This window comes from Telluria sp. ZB4P34, from assembly GCF_059686055.1.
Window position 1 is genome coordinate 349,076 of record NZ_JCASIF010000004.1, and the last position, 14,456, is coordinate 363,531.

At 70.0% G+C, this 14,456-nt stretch carries 13 protein-coding genes; 11 read left to right on the forward strand and 2 right to left on the reverse strand.

Going from position 1 to position 14,456, the window contains the following annotated elements:
• Window positions 1–164 precede the first annotated feature (164 nt).
• From AC56KL_RS10545 to AC56KL_RS10555, 3 genes are read left to right on the forward strand one after another with little or no spacing between them, the layout of a single operon-like run.
• A complete protein-coding gene (locus AC56KL_RS10545; RefSeq protein ID WP_497180101.1) occupies window positions 165–1,475 on the forward strand; it encodes an O-acetylhomoserine aminocarboxypropyltransferase in 1,311 nt (436 codons plus the stop codon).
• A 1-nt stretch (window position 1,476) separates the two neighbouring features.
• Window positions 1,477–2,310: an alpha/beta fold hydrolase gene (locus AC56KL_RS10550; RefSeq protein ID WP_497180102.1), complete on the forward strand. Its 834-nt coding sequence runs from the start codon at window positions 1,477–1,479 to the stop codon at window positions 2,308–2,310.
• Window positions 2,307–2,612 carry an Mpo1-like protein gene (locus AC56KL_RS10555; protein ID WP_497180103.1) on the forward strand — a complete coding sequence of 102 codons (306 nt, stop codon included), beginning with the start codon at window positions 2,307–2,309 and terminating at the stop codon, window positions 2,610–2,612. Before AC56KL_RS10550 ends, AC56KL_RS10555 begins: the two co-directional genes overlap by 4 nt.
• On the opposite strand, the gene AC56KL_RS10560 is transcribed toward AC56KL_RS10555, so the two are convergent.
• Window positions 2,602–3,930, reverse strand: a complete 1,329-nt coding sequence (locus tag AC56KL_RS10560) for a YihY family inner membrane protein (protein ID WP_497180148.1) — start codon at window positions 3,928–3,930, stop codon at window positions 2,602–2,604. The two genes, AC56KL_RS10555 and AC56KL_RS10560, sit on opposite strands and share 11 nt — an antisense overlap.
• A 126-nt stretch (window positions 3,931–4,056) precedes the next feature.
• On the opposite strand from AC56KL_RS10560, the gene wrbA reads away from it, so the two are divergent.
• The 8 genes from wrbA to AC56KL_RS10600 are packed head-to-tail and all read left to right on the forward strand — an operon-like array spanning window position 4,057 to window position 13,581.
• The gene (gene wrbA, locus AC56KL_RS10565) at window positions 4,057–4,677 is read left to right on the forward strand and encodes an NAD(P)H:quinone oxidoreductase (protein ID WP_497180104.1); all 621 of its coding nucleotides are present in this window, start codon (window positions 4,057–4,059) and stop codon (window positions 4,675–4,677) included.
• Complete coding sequence (locus AC56KL_RS10570) at window positions 4,677–5,075, forward strand: DUF2069 domain-containing protein (protein ID WP_497180105.1); 399 nt, start codon at window positions 4,677–4,679, stop codon at window positions 5,073–5,075. Before wrbA ends, AC56KL_RS10570 begins: the two co-directional genes overlap by 1 nt.
• The gene (locus AC56KL_RS10575) at window positions 5,068–6,507 is read left to right on the forward strand and encodes an FAD-binding oxidoreductase (protein WP_497180106.1); all 1,440 of its coding nucleotides are present in this window, start codon (window positions 5,068–5,070) and stop codon (window positions 6,505–6,507) included. The genes AC56KL_RS10570 and AC56KL_RS10575 overlap by 8 nt, the downstream gene beginning before the upstream one ends.
• Before the next feature lie 13 nt (window positions 6,508–6,520).
• On the forward strand, window positions 6,521–6,976 hold the full coding sequence (locus tag AC56KL_RS10580) for a DUF4124 domain-containing protein (RefSeq protein ID WP_497180107.1): 456 nt from the start codon (window positions 6,521–6,523) through the stop codon (window positions 6,974–6,976).
• Entirely contained in the window at window positions 6,964–9,525 is a 2,562-nt protein-coding gene (locus AC56KL_RS10585; protein ID WP_497180108.1) for an FtsX-like permease family protein, read from the forward strand. The genes AC56KL_RS10580 and AC56KL_RS10585 overlap by 13 nt, the downstream gene beginning before the upstream one ends.
• Window positions 9,525–10,595 (forward strand): lipocalin-like domain-containing protein, encoded by a 1,071-nt coding sequence (locus AC56KL_RS10590; RefSeq protein ID WP_497180109.1) that lies wholly within the window; start codon window positions 9,525–9,527, stop codon window positions 10,593–10,595. The genes AC56KL_RS10585 and AC56KL_RS10590 overlap by 1 nt, the downstream gene beginning before the upstream one ends.
• Before the next feature lie 37 nt (window positions 10,596–10,632).
• Entirely contained in the window at window positions 10,633–12,474 is a 1,842-nt protein-coding gene (locus AC56KL_RS10595; RefSeq protein ID WP_497180110.1) for an ABC transporter transmembrane domain-containing protein, read from the forward strand.
• A 15-nt stretch (window positions 12,475–12,489) separates the two neighbouring features.
• Window positions 12,490–13,581 carry a threonine aldolase family protein gene (locus AC56KL_RS10600; protein WP_497180111.1) on the forward strand — a complete coding sequence of 364 codons (1,092 nt, stop codon included), beginning with the start codon at window positions 12,490–12,492 and terminating at the stop codon, window positions 13,579–13,581.
• Here the strand turns inward: AC56KL_RS10600 and AC56KL_RS10605 are convergent.
• Window positions 13,578–13,916, reverse strand: a complete 339-nt coding sequence (locus AC56KL_RS10605; RefSeq protein WP_497180112.1) for a hypothetical protein — start codon at window positions 13,914–13,916, stop codon at window positions 13,578–13,580. The genes AC56KL_RS10600 and AC56KL_RS10605 overlap by 4 nt on opposite strands.
• Between the last annotated feature and the right edge of the window lie 540 nt (window positions 13,917–14,456).

A 14,456-nucleotide genomic window follows, 5' to 3' on the forward strand; every position in this document is an offset into this window, starting at 1 on the left:
TTGGTTTGTGATTGCAGCAATATTTGTATAACGCATAACTCTGACTGTAGCCGATGCCCGCCAAAAAATCCAGCGTTGCACCGTTTCAAGGCCCGCCGGAGCTTGCGGGAACATAAATCAGTGCTACGATGCCGGCCATCGCGTTTCACGGATGAGATAAGCAGATGAGCGGTCCCCACTACCCCGGCTTCGACACCCTGGCCCTGCACGCGGGCAGCGCGCCCGACCCGGCCACCGGCGCGCGCGCCACCCCGATCCACTTCACGTCCTCGTTCGCCTTCCGCGATTCAAGCCATGCGGCCGCCCTGTTCAACATGGAGCGCGCCGGCCACGTGTACTCGCGCATCTCGAACCCGACCAACGCGGTGCTGGAAGAGCGCATCGCCGCGCTCGAAGGCGGCGTGGCCGGCATCGCCACCGCCAGCGGCCAGGCCGCGATGCACCTCGGCCTGGCCACCATCGCAGGCGCCGGATCGCACATCGTCGCCTCCAGTGCGCTCTACGGCGGCTCCCATAACCTGCTGCACTACACGCTGCGCCGCTTCGGCATCGAGACAAGCTTCGTGAACCCGCGCGACCTCGATGCCTGGCGCGCCGCGATCCGGCCGAACACGAAGCTCCTGTTCGGCGAAACCCTCGGCAATCCGGGCCTGGACGTGCTCGACATCCCGTCCATCGCCGCGCTCGCGCACGAGCACCACCTGCCGCTGATGGTCGACGCCACCTTCACCACGCCCTGGCTGCAGCGTCCGTTCGAGCTCGGGGCCGACCTCCTGTTCCACTCCGCCACCAAGTTCCTGTGCGGGCACGGCACCGCCATCGGCGGCCTGCTGGTGGACGGCGGCAGCTTCGACTGGGACGCCGCCCACCGCGCATCCGGCCGCTTCCCGGAGCTGTGCGAACCCTACGAGGGCTTCCACGGCATGGTCTTCGCGGAAGAGTCCACGGTCGCCCCGTTCGCCCTGCGCGCCCGCCGCGAAGGCTTGCGCGACTTCGGCGCGGCGATGAGCCCGCACAACGCCTTCGCCATCCTGCAGGGCGTCGAGACCCTCGGCCTGCGCATGGACCGCCACGTCGCCAATACCCGCCGCGTGGTCGATTTTCTGCTGTCCCATCCGGCGGTCGATTCGGTATCCTACCCTGAGCTGCCCTCGCACCCGGACCATCTGCTGGCTAGCAAGCTGCTGCCGAAGGGCTGCGGCGCCGTGTTCACCTTCAACCTGAAGGGCGACCGCGCCGCCGGCCGCCGTTTCGCCGACGGCCTGCAGGTGTTCTCGCATTTGGCAAACGTGGGGGATGTGAAATCGCTGGTGATCCACCCAGCCTCGACCACGCACTTCCGGGTGCCCGCCGACCAGCTGGCCGCATCGGGGATCGCCGAAGGCACGATGCGCCTGTCGGTCGGCCTGGAAGACCCGGACGATCTGATCGACGACCTCAAGCGCGCCCTGAAACTCGCGCAGAAAGGAGCCTGAGATGCAGTTCGAGATCAAGGGCGCGGGCGCCTATGCCTACACCGGCGGCAAGCCTTTCGACCCGGCCCTGCCGACGATCGTGTTCATCCACGGCGCCCAGAACGACCATTCGGTGTGGGCGCTGCAGAGCCGCTACCTGGCCCACCACGGCTACGGCGTGCTGGCGCTGGACCTGCCGGGCCACGGGCGCAGCGCTGCGCCCGCCCTGGCGCGCGTGGAAGACATGGCCGACTGGGTGCTGGCTGTCCTGGGCGCGGCCGGCGTGCGGCGCGCCCTGCTGTGCGGCCACAGCATGGGCTCGCTGATCGCGCTGGAAGCGAGCCGGCGCGCACCCGGCCTGGTGGCCGGCCTGGCCCTGCTCGGCACGACCTATCCGATGAAGGTGTCGGACGCCCTGCTCGAAGCCGCCCGCGACGACGAAGCCTCGGCCATCGACATGGTCAACATCTGGTCGCACGCGTCGATCGCCCACAAGCCGTCCTTCCCGGGGCCGGGCTTTTCGGTGATGGGCGGCGCACGCCGCCTGATGCAGCGCATGTCGGCCCGCAACCCCGACCAGCTGTTCTACACCGATTTTTCCGCTTGCAACGCCTATGCGAACGGCGAAGCGGCGGCCGGGGCGGTGCACTGCCCGACCCTGTTCGTGTTCGGCAAGAAAGATGTGATGACCCCGCCCCGTTCCACGGCACTGCTGACTGGCGCGATCGCCCATGGCAAAATCGTCAGCGTGGACGCCGGCCACCAGATGATGGCCGAGGCGCCCGACGCGGTACTCGACGCCCTCGCGGCGTTCGCCGCCTCGATCGCGTGGGACAACCAGGAGCACCAGCCATGACGACGCGTTTCGCCAGCTTTGCCGAGTTCTATCCGTACTACCTCACCCAGCACGCCGACCGGCGCTGCCGCCGCGCCCATTTCATCGGCAGCTCGTCGGCGATCGCCGCGACCGCCCAGTACATCGACAGCCTGAACGCCTGGTGGCTGCTGTTCGCCGTCGTCAGCGGCTACGGCGGCGCCTGGATCGGCCACTTCTTCTACGAGAAGAACCGGCCGGCCTCGTTCTCCCAGCCCTGGTTCTCGTTCCGCGCCGACTGGGTAATGTACTGGCAGATGCTGACGGGCAAACTCAGCTGGTAGTCCGGCCGGCGACGCCACATGCCGGCTCCGGCCGCGCGAAATGCGCGGCCAGGGTCTGCTCCAGTCCTTCCTCGACGGCCGCCTCGACCTGGCGGGCCAGCGCCGCCGTGTCCAGCGCCAGCGGGGTCGCGGGCGGCGCGCCGCCCGCGCCCGCATCGAACACGAACAGGCGGTAGACGTCGGCCAGGCGCAGCCTGGCCGGATCGGCCAGCAGTACCCAGCCATCCTGCCCTGGCCGCGCGCCGCGTCCCCAGCGCGCCGGCAGCTCGTCCTGCACCCGGCCGACCCAGCCAGCCGCCACCATCTTCTCGAGCAGCATGCCCATCTCGTCGTAGCCGATGCGCGTATGCGCCCGGATCGCCGCGCCCGGCACCAGGGTGGTGCCGGTAAATAGCGAACTGGCGTGCAACACCTTCAGCACCGCCATCGCATCCACGAACGCGCTTCCCGGCGCCGGACGGTAGCGCCAGCGCTCGTATTTCACCACCGGCAGCGCGGCCGCCAGCACGGCGCCGACCAGGGTGATCAGCCAGGACAGGTACATCCACAGCAGGAACAGCGGCAGCGCGGCCAGGGCGCCGTAGATGATCGCGTAGGTCGGGAACTGCCGGATGAACAGCGCGAACAGGCGCTTGGCAAGCTCGAAGGCGAGCGCCGCCGCCAGTCCGCCCCAGAGAGCGTCGCGCCAGTGCACGCGCCGGTTCGGCACCGCCATGTAGAGCAAGGTGTAGGCGCCGGTCGTCAGGGCCACCGATACGATCGTGTAGTACACCGTGCTGGCGAGCGGCCAGGCGCTGGCCAGTCCCCCGGTGGCCGTGAACAGCCGGGTGGTCGCGCTCAGCGACAGCCCGAACAGGATCGGCCCGAGCGTGATCAGGGCCCAGTACACCAGCACCCTCTGCGACCACGGACGCGGGCGGCGCACGCCCCAGATCTGGTTGAAGGCGCGTTCGATCATGCCCATCATCGCAGTCGTCGTGAGAAGCAGCAGCACGGCGCCCAGCACCGACAGGCCCTTGGCCTTGCTGGCGAATTGCGTCAGGTTGCCGCTGATCGTGTTGGCGATGGCCTTCGGCATCACGGTCTGCACGAACCAGGTATCGAGCGCCGTGCGCAGCTGACCGAAGGCCGGAAACGTGGTAAAAATGGCCAGCACGATGGTGAGCAAGGGCACCAGCGCGAGCGTGGAGGTAAAGGTCAGGCTGCCGGCTACCTGCGGCAATTTCTCCTCGCGCAGGCGGCGCCGCGCGAAGCGCAGCAGGTCGCGCGCTTCGCCTGGCGTCAGGCCGCGGGCGCGGTCCATCCCGAGCGTCCACATGTTGGTGGTCGTACGCGACAGCCAGTGGTTTGTTTTCGAAAGCATCCGGTGTTCGATTCGTCCCGCAAAGGGCATGTCATTTGAGCAAAGCGCCCTATAATACCAACCTTACCGACGATACCGACAGTGAAGCCGCTCTTGACCCCGACCCTGACCATCCTGGTGTTGTACTACTCACGCCATGGCGCGACCCGCAAGCTTGCCGAACTGGTCGCCCAGGGCATCGAGAGCGTGCCCGGGCTTGATGCGCGCCTGCGCACCGTGCCCGCCGTGTCCACCGTGGCCGAGGCCACTGCGCCCGCGATCCCACCTGACGGCGCGCCCTATGTCGAGCTGGAAGACCTGCGCGAATGCGCCGGCCTGGCGCTCGGCTCGCCCACCCGGTTCGGCAATATGGCATCCGCAGTGAAATACTTCCTCGACGGCACCGCGGCCGACTGGGTCAACGGCACCCTGTCTGGCAAGCCGGCCGTGGTCTTCACCTCCACCGGCAGCCTGCACGGCGGCCAGGAGTCGACGCTGCTGTCGATGATGATCCCGCTGCTGCACCACGGCATGCTCGTGATGGGCCTGCCCTATTCCCACCCCGAACTCATGAACACCGCCAGCGGCGGCAGCCCCTACGGCGCCTCGCACTGGGCCGGCGCCGACGGCAAGCGCGCCCTCACCGAAGACGAGCGCGTGCTCGCCATCGCCCTGGGCAAACGTCTTGCCCTTGCGGCGGTCAAACTGCATGGGATGCAATGATGGATACCGCAAAAATCTTTCATGCCGGCGCGATCGCGAGCCTGATCTGGTTGATTTGCTGGCTCGTGGCCTGGGAAGTATTCGTGGCGCCCCTGCACCCGGGCGGGTCGCTGCTCGCGCTCAAGGCGCTGCCCCTGCTGCTGCCCCTGCGCGGCGTGATCAAGCGCGACCTGTATACGCTGCAATGGTCGTCGATGGTGATCCTGGTCTATTTCGCCGAAGGCGTTGTGCGGGCCTGGGCCGATACCTCGGCAGCCTCGCGCGGCATGGCCATCGGCGAGATCGTGCTGGTGGTCGTGTACTACGCCTGCGCCCTGCTGTTCCTGCACCCGTACAAGAAGGAAGCCAAGCGCCTGGCCAAGGAACTGCTCGACAAGGTCAAAGTGCCGCATGACTGAAGCGCTGCCGGCCGAGGGCCTGCGAGGCACGGACCTGCTCGCAGCGCTGGCCGCCATCGTCGGTGACGCCCACCTGCTCGCCGATCCGGCGGCGATGGCCCCCTTCCTCGCAGACTGGCGCGGCCGTTTCACCGGCCGCGCCCGCGCCGTCGTGCTGCCGGCCGACAGCGCTGAGGTGGCGCGGGTGGTGCAAGCCTGCGCCGCCGCGCGCGTACCCATCGTGCCGCAGGGCGGGCGCACCGGGCTGGTGCTGGGCAGCGTACCCGACGCCAGCGGCACGGCCATCGTGCTGTCGCTGCGGCGCCTCAACCGCATCCGCCAGGTCGATCCGGCCAACCGCAGCATGACGGTCGAGGCCGGCTGCATCCTGGCCGATATCCAGCAGGCCGCCTGGGACGCCGGCATGCTGTTTCCGCTGTCGCTGGCTGCCGAGGGCAGTTGCACCATCGGCGGCAACCTGGCGACCAATGCCGGCGGCACCGCGGTGCTGCGCTACGGGAATACCCGCGAGCTCTGCCTCGGGCTGGAAGTCGTCACCGCCGGGGGCCAGCTGTGGGACGGCCTGCGCAGCCTGCGCAAGGACAACACCGGCTACGACCTGCGCGACCTGTTCATCGGCGCCGAGGGCACGCTCGGCGTCATCACGGCCGCCGTCCTCAAGCTGTATCCGGCGCCGAAGGCGGTCCTGAGCGCACTGGTGGCCCTCGATTCCCCGCGCAGCGCGCTGGCCCTGCTGTCCTTGACGCAGGAGCGTTGCGGCGCCGCGCTCACCGGCTACGAGCTGATGTCGGACTTCTGCCTGCGCCTGGTAACTACCCACTTTCCCGCCCTGCCGCGGCCCTTCGCCGACCACTACCCGCAGTATGCGCTGATCGAACTGTCGAGCACCGAGTCGGCCGACCATGCGGCCGACCTGGCCGAGTCGGCCGTGGGCGCGGCCCTGGATACCGGCATCGCCCTCGACGCCGTGCTGGCGACATCGATGAGCCAGTCGCTCGGCCTGTGGAAGCTGCGCGAACACATCCCGCTGGCCCAGGCGGCGGCCGGCAAGAACATCAAGCACGACATTTCGCTGCCGGTATCGCGCATTCCGGAGTTCATCGAGCGTACCGATAGCGCCCTGCAGTCGGCTTTCCCGGGCTGCCAGGTAGTGTGCTTCGGGCATGTGGGCGACGGCAACCTGCACTACAACGTGGCGCCGCCGGACGGCGCCGGGCACGAGGCCTTCCTGGCCCACCAGGACGCCGTCAACCGCATCGTGCACGACAGCGTGGCCGCCCTGCAAGGCTCGATCTCGGCCGAGCACGGCATCGGGGCGCTGAAGCGCGTCGAGCTGCAGCGCTACAAGTCTGCGGTCGAGCTGGACATGATGCGCGCCATCAAGGCCGCACTGGACCCGCTCGGCATCATGAATCCTGGCAAAATTTTATGACCATGGAGACAGGATGCTGAGAATCATTGCCGCGGCAGTTTGCTGGGCCGCCAGCCAGGGGGCGGCCGCCGCCACCATCTATAAATGCACCGAAGGCGGCAAGGTCAGCTACCACGAACGGCCCTGCGGCAAATCGGCGGTCGCGCTGGCGGTGCCGGACATGCCGGCCGCGGCGCACGAGGCCGCCGAACGCCTTGCGCGCGAGCGCGCCCTGCTGCAAAGACTCCAGGACGAGCGTGCCCGGCGCGACCAAAAGGAAGCGCAGGAAGCACGCGAACTGGCGCGCGCGGAACGGGCCGCGGCCGCGCAACGGCGCCGCTGCCACAAGCTGCGCCTGGAAGCGGCATGGGCCGACGAGGACATCGCCAGGTCGGCAGCACGGGGCAGGCGCGGCGACACCCCCGCCGAAGAGCTGCGGATCAAGGCGCGGCGCCAGGCCGAGGCGCTGGCGGTGGAATGCCCGGCCTGAGCGCATCGCGCGGACTGCTGGCGCGCTGGCTGCTGTTCGGCGAATGGCGCGCCCATCCGGTGCGCGCGCTGCTGGCCATCGCCGCCATCGCGGTGGGCGTCGCGATGGGCTTTGCCATCCACCTGATCAATGCCGCCGCCTTCAACGAATTCTCTGCCGCCGTCAAGAGCCTGTCGGGCCAGGCCGACGTGCAGGTGGCCGGGCGCGAACCGCTGTTCGACGAATCCGTCTACCCGCGCCTGGCCGCGCACCCGCAGGTGGCGGTGGCCGCGCCGGTGCTGGAACTGTCGGCCGGGCTCGCGGGTACGCAGGGCTCCTTGCGGGTGGTCGGCGTCGACGCCTTCCGCGCCGGTTTCATCTCGCCCGACCTCACGGGCGCACCGCAGGACGGGCGCATGACCGACGTACTGGCCGACGACGCGATCTTCCTTTCCCCGGCAGCGCAGGCCTGGCTCGGCAAGCGCAGCGGCGACATCCTCGTGCTGCGCGCCGGCACCGGGGACGTTCCGCTGCGGGTGGCCGGGCCGGTAGCGCGCGCGCGCGCCGGACAGCGCATCGCCGTGATGGACATCGGCGCGATGCAGTGGCGCCTGGGTCAGCTCGGCCGCATTTCGCGGGTCGACCTCAAGCTGCGCGACAGCGTCGACCGCGCCGCTTTCCGGCGCGCGCTGGCGGCGCAGCTCGACGCGGCCTACCCGGGCCGCTTCGTGGTGCGCCAGCCCGACGCCGGCGACCAGGAACAACGCAACGCGAACCTGAGCCGCGCCTACCGCGTCAACCTGACCGTGCTTGCGCTGGTGGCCCTGTTCACCGGCGCCTTCCTGGTGTTCTCGACCCAGGCCCTGTCCGTGATGCGCCGGCGCAGCCAGTTCGCGCTGCTGCGCGTGCTGGGGCTCGAGCGCGGCCAACTGCTGCGCCAGGTGCTGCTCGAGGGCGCCAGCCTGGGCCTGGCCGGGGCCCTGCTCGGCATCCTGGGCGGCTATGCGCTGGCCGCGCTGGCCCTGCATTTCTTCGGCGGCGACCTGGGCGCCGGCTACTTTCCCGGCATCCGTCCCCAGGTACGGTTCACGCCGCTCGCGGCCACGGTGTTCTTCCTGCTCGGCTTCGGGGTCGCGCTGCTGGGCTGCCTGGCGCCCGCCTGGGAAGCGGCGGGCGCCCGTCCCGCGGTGGCGATCAAGTCGGGGGCCGACGAAGCGGCGCTGTCGCGCCTGGCGCGCGTGTGGCCGTCGCTGGCCTGCCTGGCGCTGGCGGCCTTGTTCTCGTTCGCCCCGCCGGTGTTCGAGCTGCCGCTGTTCGGCTACCTGGCGATCGCGCTGCTGCTCATCGGCGGCATCGGTCTGATGCCGCGCCTGGCGGCGACCGCCTTCCGGCGCCTGGAAGGCCTGGTGCTGCGCAGCCGCCGCGCGCCTCCCATCCTGACGCTGGCGCTGGCGCGGCTGGCGAACGCACCCGGCCAGGCCGCGATCGCCCTCGGCGGCGTGCTGGCCAGCTTCAGCCTGATGGTTGCGATGGGCATCATGGTGGCGAGCTTCCGCACCTCGGTGGACGACTGGATGGGCCACATCCTGCCGGCCGACCTGTATGTGCGCGCCGCCGCCGGCGGCAACACCGGTTTCCTCAGCCCGCAGCAGCAGGCGGCGCTGAGAAGCACGCCCGGCGTCGCCCAGGCCCATTTCCTGCGCACCCGCCCTGTCTCCCTGTCGCCGGAACGGCCGAACGTGATCGTGATCGCGCGCGACATCGATGCGCGCGACCCGGGCCGGCTGCTGTACCTGGTGGGCGAGACGGCGCCGCCGCCGCTGGGCGCGCGGCCGGCCTGGGTGTCCGAGGCGCTGCTCGACCTTTACGGCGCGCGCGTCGGCCAGCCCCTGCGGTTGCCGCTCGGGGGCGGCCAGGCCGAATTCTTCGTCGCCGGCGCCTGGCGCGACTACGCCAACCAGGCCGGCTCGGTCGTGATCCGGCTGTCCGACTACCGCGCGCTCACGGGAGAGGACGCGGTCACGGACGCCGCCCTGTTCGCGGCGCGCGGGAGCAGCGCCGATCAGCTGGAAGGGGCGGTGCGCGCCCTGCCGTTCGGCCGGGCGCTCGAGATCATGTCGGCGGGCGACATCCGCGCCGCGAGCCTGAAGATTTTCGACCGCAGCTTCGCCGTCACCTATTTGCTGGAGGCGATCGCCATCGCGATCGGCCTGTCCGGCGTGGCGGCCAGCTTCTCGGCGCAGACGCTGGCGCGCGCGAAGGAGTTCGGCATGCTGCGCCACGTGGGCGTCACCAGCCGGCAGGTGCTGGGCATCCTTGCCTTCGAAGGGGGCTTGCTGACCCTGCTGGGGGTGGCCTGCGGTTTCGCGCTGGGGCTGGTCATCAGCCTGATCCTGGTTTATGTTATCAATCCCCAGTCCTTCCACTGGACGATGCAGCTCCACCTGCCGTGGACGCTGCTGGGGAGCGTGGCGGCCGTGCTGGTCGGGGCCTCGGTCCTGACGGCGCTGGTGTCGGGACGCTATGCGCTGTCGGGCGGTCCGGTACGCGCGGTCAGGGAGGATTGGTAATGCGCGCTGCACTGTTTGCTCTATTGTTTTCGCTGTGCCAATGGTGCTGGGCGGCGCCACCGCAGTTCGCGCCCGTGGTCCCGGGCGCCGCGCTGTCCTTCCCGCGCGACTTCGGCGCCCATCCGGAATTTCGTACCGAGTGGTGGTACGTCACCGGCTGGGTCGAGACGCCCGACGGCAAGCCACTCGGCTTCCAGGTCACTTTCTTCCGCAGCCGCACCGAGCACGATCCGAACAACCCGAGCGCCTTCGCGCCGCGCCAGCTCGTGATCGGCCACGCGGCCCTGTCCGACCCGGCCCTGGGCCGGCTGGTGCACGACCAGCGCAGCGCGCGCGAGGGCTTCGGCCTGGCCTGGGCGCGCACCGGCAATACCGACCTCAAGCTCGACGACTGGCGCATGGTGCGCGACAAGGCCGGCAGCTACCGCGTGACGATCCGCTCCAGTGAACTGAGCCTGGAGCTGCGCCTGCAGCCGACCCAGCCCGTGCTGGTGCAGGGCGAAGGCGGCTACTCGCGCAAGGGGGCCAGCCCCCAGCACGCCAGCCACTACTACAGCGAGCCGCAGCTGAAGGTGAGCGGCAAGGTGGGCCGCACCGGCAGCACTCCCGTGGCCGTGACGGGCAGCGCCTGGCTCGATCACGAATGGTCGAGCGAGGCCCTGCAGCCGGAGGCCACCGGCTGGGACTGGATCGGCATCAATCTCGCCGACGGCGGCGCGCTGATGGCTTTCCAGATCCGCAGCAGGCAAGGTGGTAAACTATGGGCGCATGCAACGCTGCGCGACAGCGCGGGACGGGTGACCCGCTATGCGCCGGACCAGGTCACGTTCACGCCTGCCGCGCACTGGCGTTCGCCCCGCACCGGTGCCGAATACCCGGTGGCCACGACGGTCGCCACCGGCGCGCTGCGCTGGCAGATCGCGCCCTTGCAGCAAGACCAGGAACTCGACTCGCGCCGCTCGACCGGCGCCGTGTACTGGGAAGGCGCGGTGACGGTCAGCCGCGACGGCAGGCAGCTCGGCCGCGGCTACCTGGAAATGACGGGCTATGTGCGCCCGATGAAGCTTTGAACGCAAGAGAAACATCAATAAGAACCCGCCCCAGATAATGACCTCCCGCTCCACCGGCAACACCGACACCGCATCCTCCCGCAAAGGCAGCCTCGCCGCTTTCAAGGGCCTGATCCCCTTCCTGCGCCCCTATCGCCGCCAGTTCGCGCTGGCCGGCATCGCGCTGCTGTTCGCGGCCGGCGCCACGCTGGCGATACCCGCCGCGTTCAAGCAGATGATCGACCACGGTTTCGGCGCAGCGGGCGCAGGAAGCCCGGGCAGCCAGAGCATCGAACACGTCAATGCCGTGTTCCTGGCGCTGTTCGGCGTGGCTTCCGTACTGGCCGTCGCCACCGCGGCGCGCTTCTACATGGTGTCGTGGCTGGGCGAGCGCGTGACCGCCGACATCCGCGCCGCCGTTTACCGCCATGTGGTGCACCAGAGTCCCGAATTCTTCGAAACCACGCGCACCGGCGAAGTGCTGTCGCGCCTGACCACCGACACCACCCTGATCCAGACCGTGGTGGGCACCAGCATCTCGCTGGCCCTGCGCAATACCCTGCTGTTCGCGGGCGGCCTGGTGATGCTGTTCGTGACCAGCCCCAAGCTCACCGCCATCATCCTGGGCCTGCTGGTGCTGGTGGTGCTGCCGATCGTGCTGTTCGGGCGGCGCGTGCGCAAGCTCTCGCGCGACTCCCAGGACCGCATCGCCGACGCCTCGGCGATGGCGGGCGAGATCCTGAACGCCATGCCCACGGTGCACGCGTTTACCCACGAGGGCATCGAGGCCGAGCGCTTCCGGGTATCGGTGGACGGCGCCTTCCAGACCGCGATCCGGCGCATCCGCGCGCGCGCCACCTTGACCATGCTGGCCATCGTGCTGGTATTCGGCGCGATCGTGTTCGTGCTCTGGCTGGGCGCCCACGCCGTGCTGGAAGGCACGATGAGCGGCGGCGACCTGGGCCAGTTCATCCTGTACGCGGCGATCGTGGCCGGCTCGGTCGGCGCGCTGTCGGAAGTGATGGGCGAAGCCCAGCGCGCCGCCGGCGCCACCGAGCGCCTGCTGGAACTGCTCGCGGCCCGTTCCGACATCCAGGACCCGGCGCGTCCGCAGCCGCTGCCGCCCCGGCTGGCGAACGGCGCCCGCATCACCCTCGACGAGGTAAGTTTCAGCTATCCATCGCGCCTCGATACGGCGGCGCTGTCGCACCTGAAGCTCGACATCGCCGCCGGCGAGACCGTGGCCCTGGTGGGCCCGTCCGGGGCCGGCAAGACCACCCTGTTCCAGCTGCTGCTGCGCTTCTACGACCCGCAGGCCGGGTCGATCCGCCTGGACGGCGTCGACATCCGCGACCTGGACCTGCACGGCCTGCGCGGCGCGATCGGCATCGTGCCCCAGGACACGGTCATCTTCTCGAGCAGCGCGCTGGAGAACATCCGCTACGGCCGCCCCGAGGCCAGCGACGAGGAAGTGGTGCAGGCGGCGAAGATGGCGGCCGCCCACGAATTCATCGAGCGCCTGCCGGAAGGCTACGCGTCCTTCCTGGGCGAGCGCGGCGTGCGCCTGTCGGGCGGTCAGCGCCAGCGCATCGCGATCGCGCGCGCACTGCTCAAGAACCCGCCCCTGCTGCTGCTCGACGAAGCCACCAGCGCCCTGGATGCCGAGTCGGAACGCCTGGTGCAGCGCGCGCTGGAAGCGGCGATGGTCGGCCGCACCACCATCATCATCGCGCACCGCCTGGCCACCGTGCAGCGCGCCGACCGCATCATCGTGCTGGACGAAGGACGGGTGGTGGAAATCGGCACCCACGCCTCGCTGGTGGCCCAGGGCGGCGTGTATGCGAACCTGGCCGCGCTGCAGTTCGGGGCGCACGCCCCGCTCGAACAGCACGCATCCTGAACGAAGGAAGCCGAATTGCCTGATTCCGACCTGCTGCGCCGCTGCCACACCGTCTTCCCGGGGCACCGCGCCCGCCCGCCCGCCGAACTGTTCGCCGCCATGGCGGCCTGGTGCGAGGCACGGGGCGTCGAGCACGACGTCTACGGCAGCGGGCCCCTGCTGCAGGAATTCGAAGCCAGGGTCGCGCGCCTGCTCGGCATGGAGGCGGCGGTGTTCTGCATCAGCGGCACCATGGCCCAGGTGACCGCGCTGCGCCTGGCCTGCCAGGACCGCGGGCGCGACCTGGCGGCGCTGCACCCGACCTCGCACATCTTCGTGCACGAACGGTCCAACTACCAGCTGCTCGATCACTTTAACGCGCTTGCCGTCGGTGACCGCTATCGCCCCTGGCTGGTGTCCGACCTCGCCGCGGTTCCCGACCGCCTGGGCGCGGTCGGCATGGAACTGCCGCTGCGCGAAATTGGCGGCCAGCTCCCGCCCTGGGACGAGCTGGAAGCGATCAAGGCCCATTGCAGGGCGCGCGGCGCGCACCTGCACATGGACGGCGCGCGCCTGTGGGAAGCCGCCGCAGGCTATGGCAAGCCCCTGAACGAAGTGGCGGCCGGCTTCGACTCGGTCTACGTGTCGCTGTACAAGGGCATCGGCGGCCTGGGCGGGGCCATGCTGGCCGGCACGCGCGAGTTCGTGGACCGGGCGGCCGAATGGTTCCGGCGCCAGGGCGGCAACCTGATCCACCGCTCGCCCTACGTGGTCGCGGCGGCGATGGGCTTCGACGAGCGCCTGGCGGCCATGCCGGCCTATTTCGCCCGCACCCGCTTCCTGTACGCGGCGCTCGCCGCGCACCCGGTCATCCGCGTGAACCCGGCCGCGCCGCAGGCCAACATGCTGCACCTGCATCTGCCGGTGGCGCCCGAGCGGGCGCTGGCGATCCGGCGCGAGCTGGCCGAGCAGCACGGCATCTGGATGTTCAACCGCATCGCCGGCGCCGCCCTGCCCGGCACCAGTTCCTTCGAATTGTACGTGGGGGACAATCTGTTGGACATGCCGGACCACAGGGTGCGCGAGGCGCTGGACCTGTTCGCGCGCGCGCTGGCGACGCCTGCCTAGGTGTCGTCGGGCGGCAGGCCGGCAAACCAGTCGGCATAAGGCGTGTTGGACACCATGCGCCGGTTGTAGTCGGGCGCACCGTCGGTCCACCACACCGGACCGCGTTCGCCCAGGGCGCGCTTGGCCGCATCGACCGCGGCGCGCGCCCGTGCCTCGGCTTGCGCGTCGCCCGCGCGCTTGGCATGGCCTACCTGGCGGCGCGCGGCCATGAGCGCGTCCACCAGCGCCTGGCGCTGTTCCGGCGGGAGCGCGGGGTTGCTGGTGCGCCAAAGGCGGCCCTTCACCACGAAGTAGCGGCCGTCCGGCGTGGAGGGAGTTGTCTTCGCTTGCGCCATGCGCCACTATAGCGCAGCCCGGCATCGCCGCGCAGCCTGCTAGAATCGCGGGTTTCGACTCAGCCCGCACCCATGCTCCGCTTCGCCCCCGCCAGACGACTCCCGGGCGCGCGCCGCGGCCGTGTTCCTGTGCATGGTATTTGCGCTGCTGTGCCTCTCGAAGGCGCGCCTGATCGGCGACGGCCTCGAATACCTGGCAATGTCCCAGGGTTTCGTGGCGCATGGCTCTCCCGAATTGCGGCGCAGCGACGTGGACGCGCTGGCCGCCATGCCGCCACAGGCGCTGGCGCGCGGCCGCCTGCAGGCCGAAGTCCTGACCTCCGCACTCGATCGGCTCGAACGCGAAGGCGGCATCGTTCACGGTTTCGCGCGCGCCCTCAACGGCAGCGTGCAGGCGATCCACTTCTGGATGTACTCCCTGCTGGCCGCGCCCTTCGACGCCGTGGTGACCATGCTGGGCCAGAATCCGTTCATGGCCTTCGCGGCGCTCAACCTTGCGATCCTGGGCGTCACCGCCCGGCGCTGGACCCGCGGCGGCGG

Excerpts from the sequence above, each read along its gene's own strand:
- AC56KL_RS10550 (WP_497180102.1), top strand. The coding sequence starts at position 1,477 with ATGCAGTTCGAGATCAAGGGCGCGGGCGCCTATGCCTACACCGGCGGC.
- AC56KL_RS10555 (WP_497180103.1), top strand. The coding sequence starts at position 2,307 with ATGACGACGCGTTTCGCCAGCTTTGCCGAGTTCTATCCGTACTACCTC.
- AC56KL_RS10560 (WP_497180148.1), bottom strand. The coding sequence starts at position 3,930 with ATGTGGACGCTCGGGATGGACCGCGCCCGCGGCCTGACGCCAGGCGAA.
- AC56KL_RS10575 (WP_497180106.1), top strand. The coding sequence starts at position 5,068 with ATGACTGAAGCGCTGCCGGCCGAGGGCCTGCGAGGCACGGACCTGCTC.
- AC56KL_RS10605 (WP_497180112.1), bottom strand. The coding sequence starts at position 13,916 with ATGGCGCAAGCGAAGACAACTCCCTCCACGCCGGACGGCCGCTACTTC.
- AC56KL_RS10595 (WP_497180110.1), top strand. The coding sequence starts at position 10,633 with ATGACCTCCCGCTCCACCGGCAACACCGACACCGCATCCTCCCGCAAA.
- AC56KL_RS10545 (WP_497180101.1), top strand. The coding sequence starts at position 165 with ATGAGCGGTCCCCACTACCCCGGCTTCGACACCCTGGCCCTGCACGCG.
- AC56KL_RS10580 (WP_497180107.1), top strand. The coding sequence starts at position 6,521 with ATGCTGAGAATCATTGCCGCGGCAGTTTGCTGGGCCGCCAGCCAGGGG.
- AC56KL_RS10590 (WP_497180109.1), top strand. The coding sequence starts at position 9,525 with ATGCGCGCTGCACTGTTTGCTCTATTGTTTTCGCTGTGCCAATGGTGC.
- AC56KL_RS10585 (WP_497180108.1), top strand. The coding sequence starts at position 6,964 with ATGCCCGGCCTGAGCGCATCGCGCGGACTGCTGGCGCGCTGGCTGCTG.
- AC56KL_RS10570 (WP_497180105.1), top strand. The coding sequence starts at position 4,677 with ATGGATACCGCAAAAATCTTTCATGCCGGCGCGATCGCGAGCCTGATC.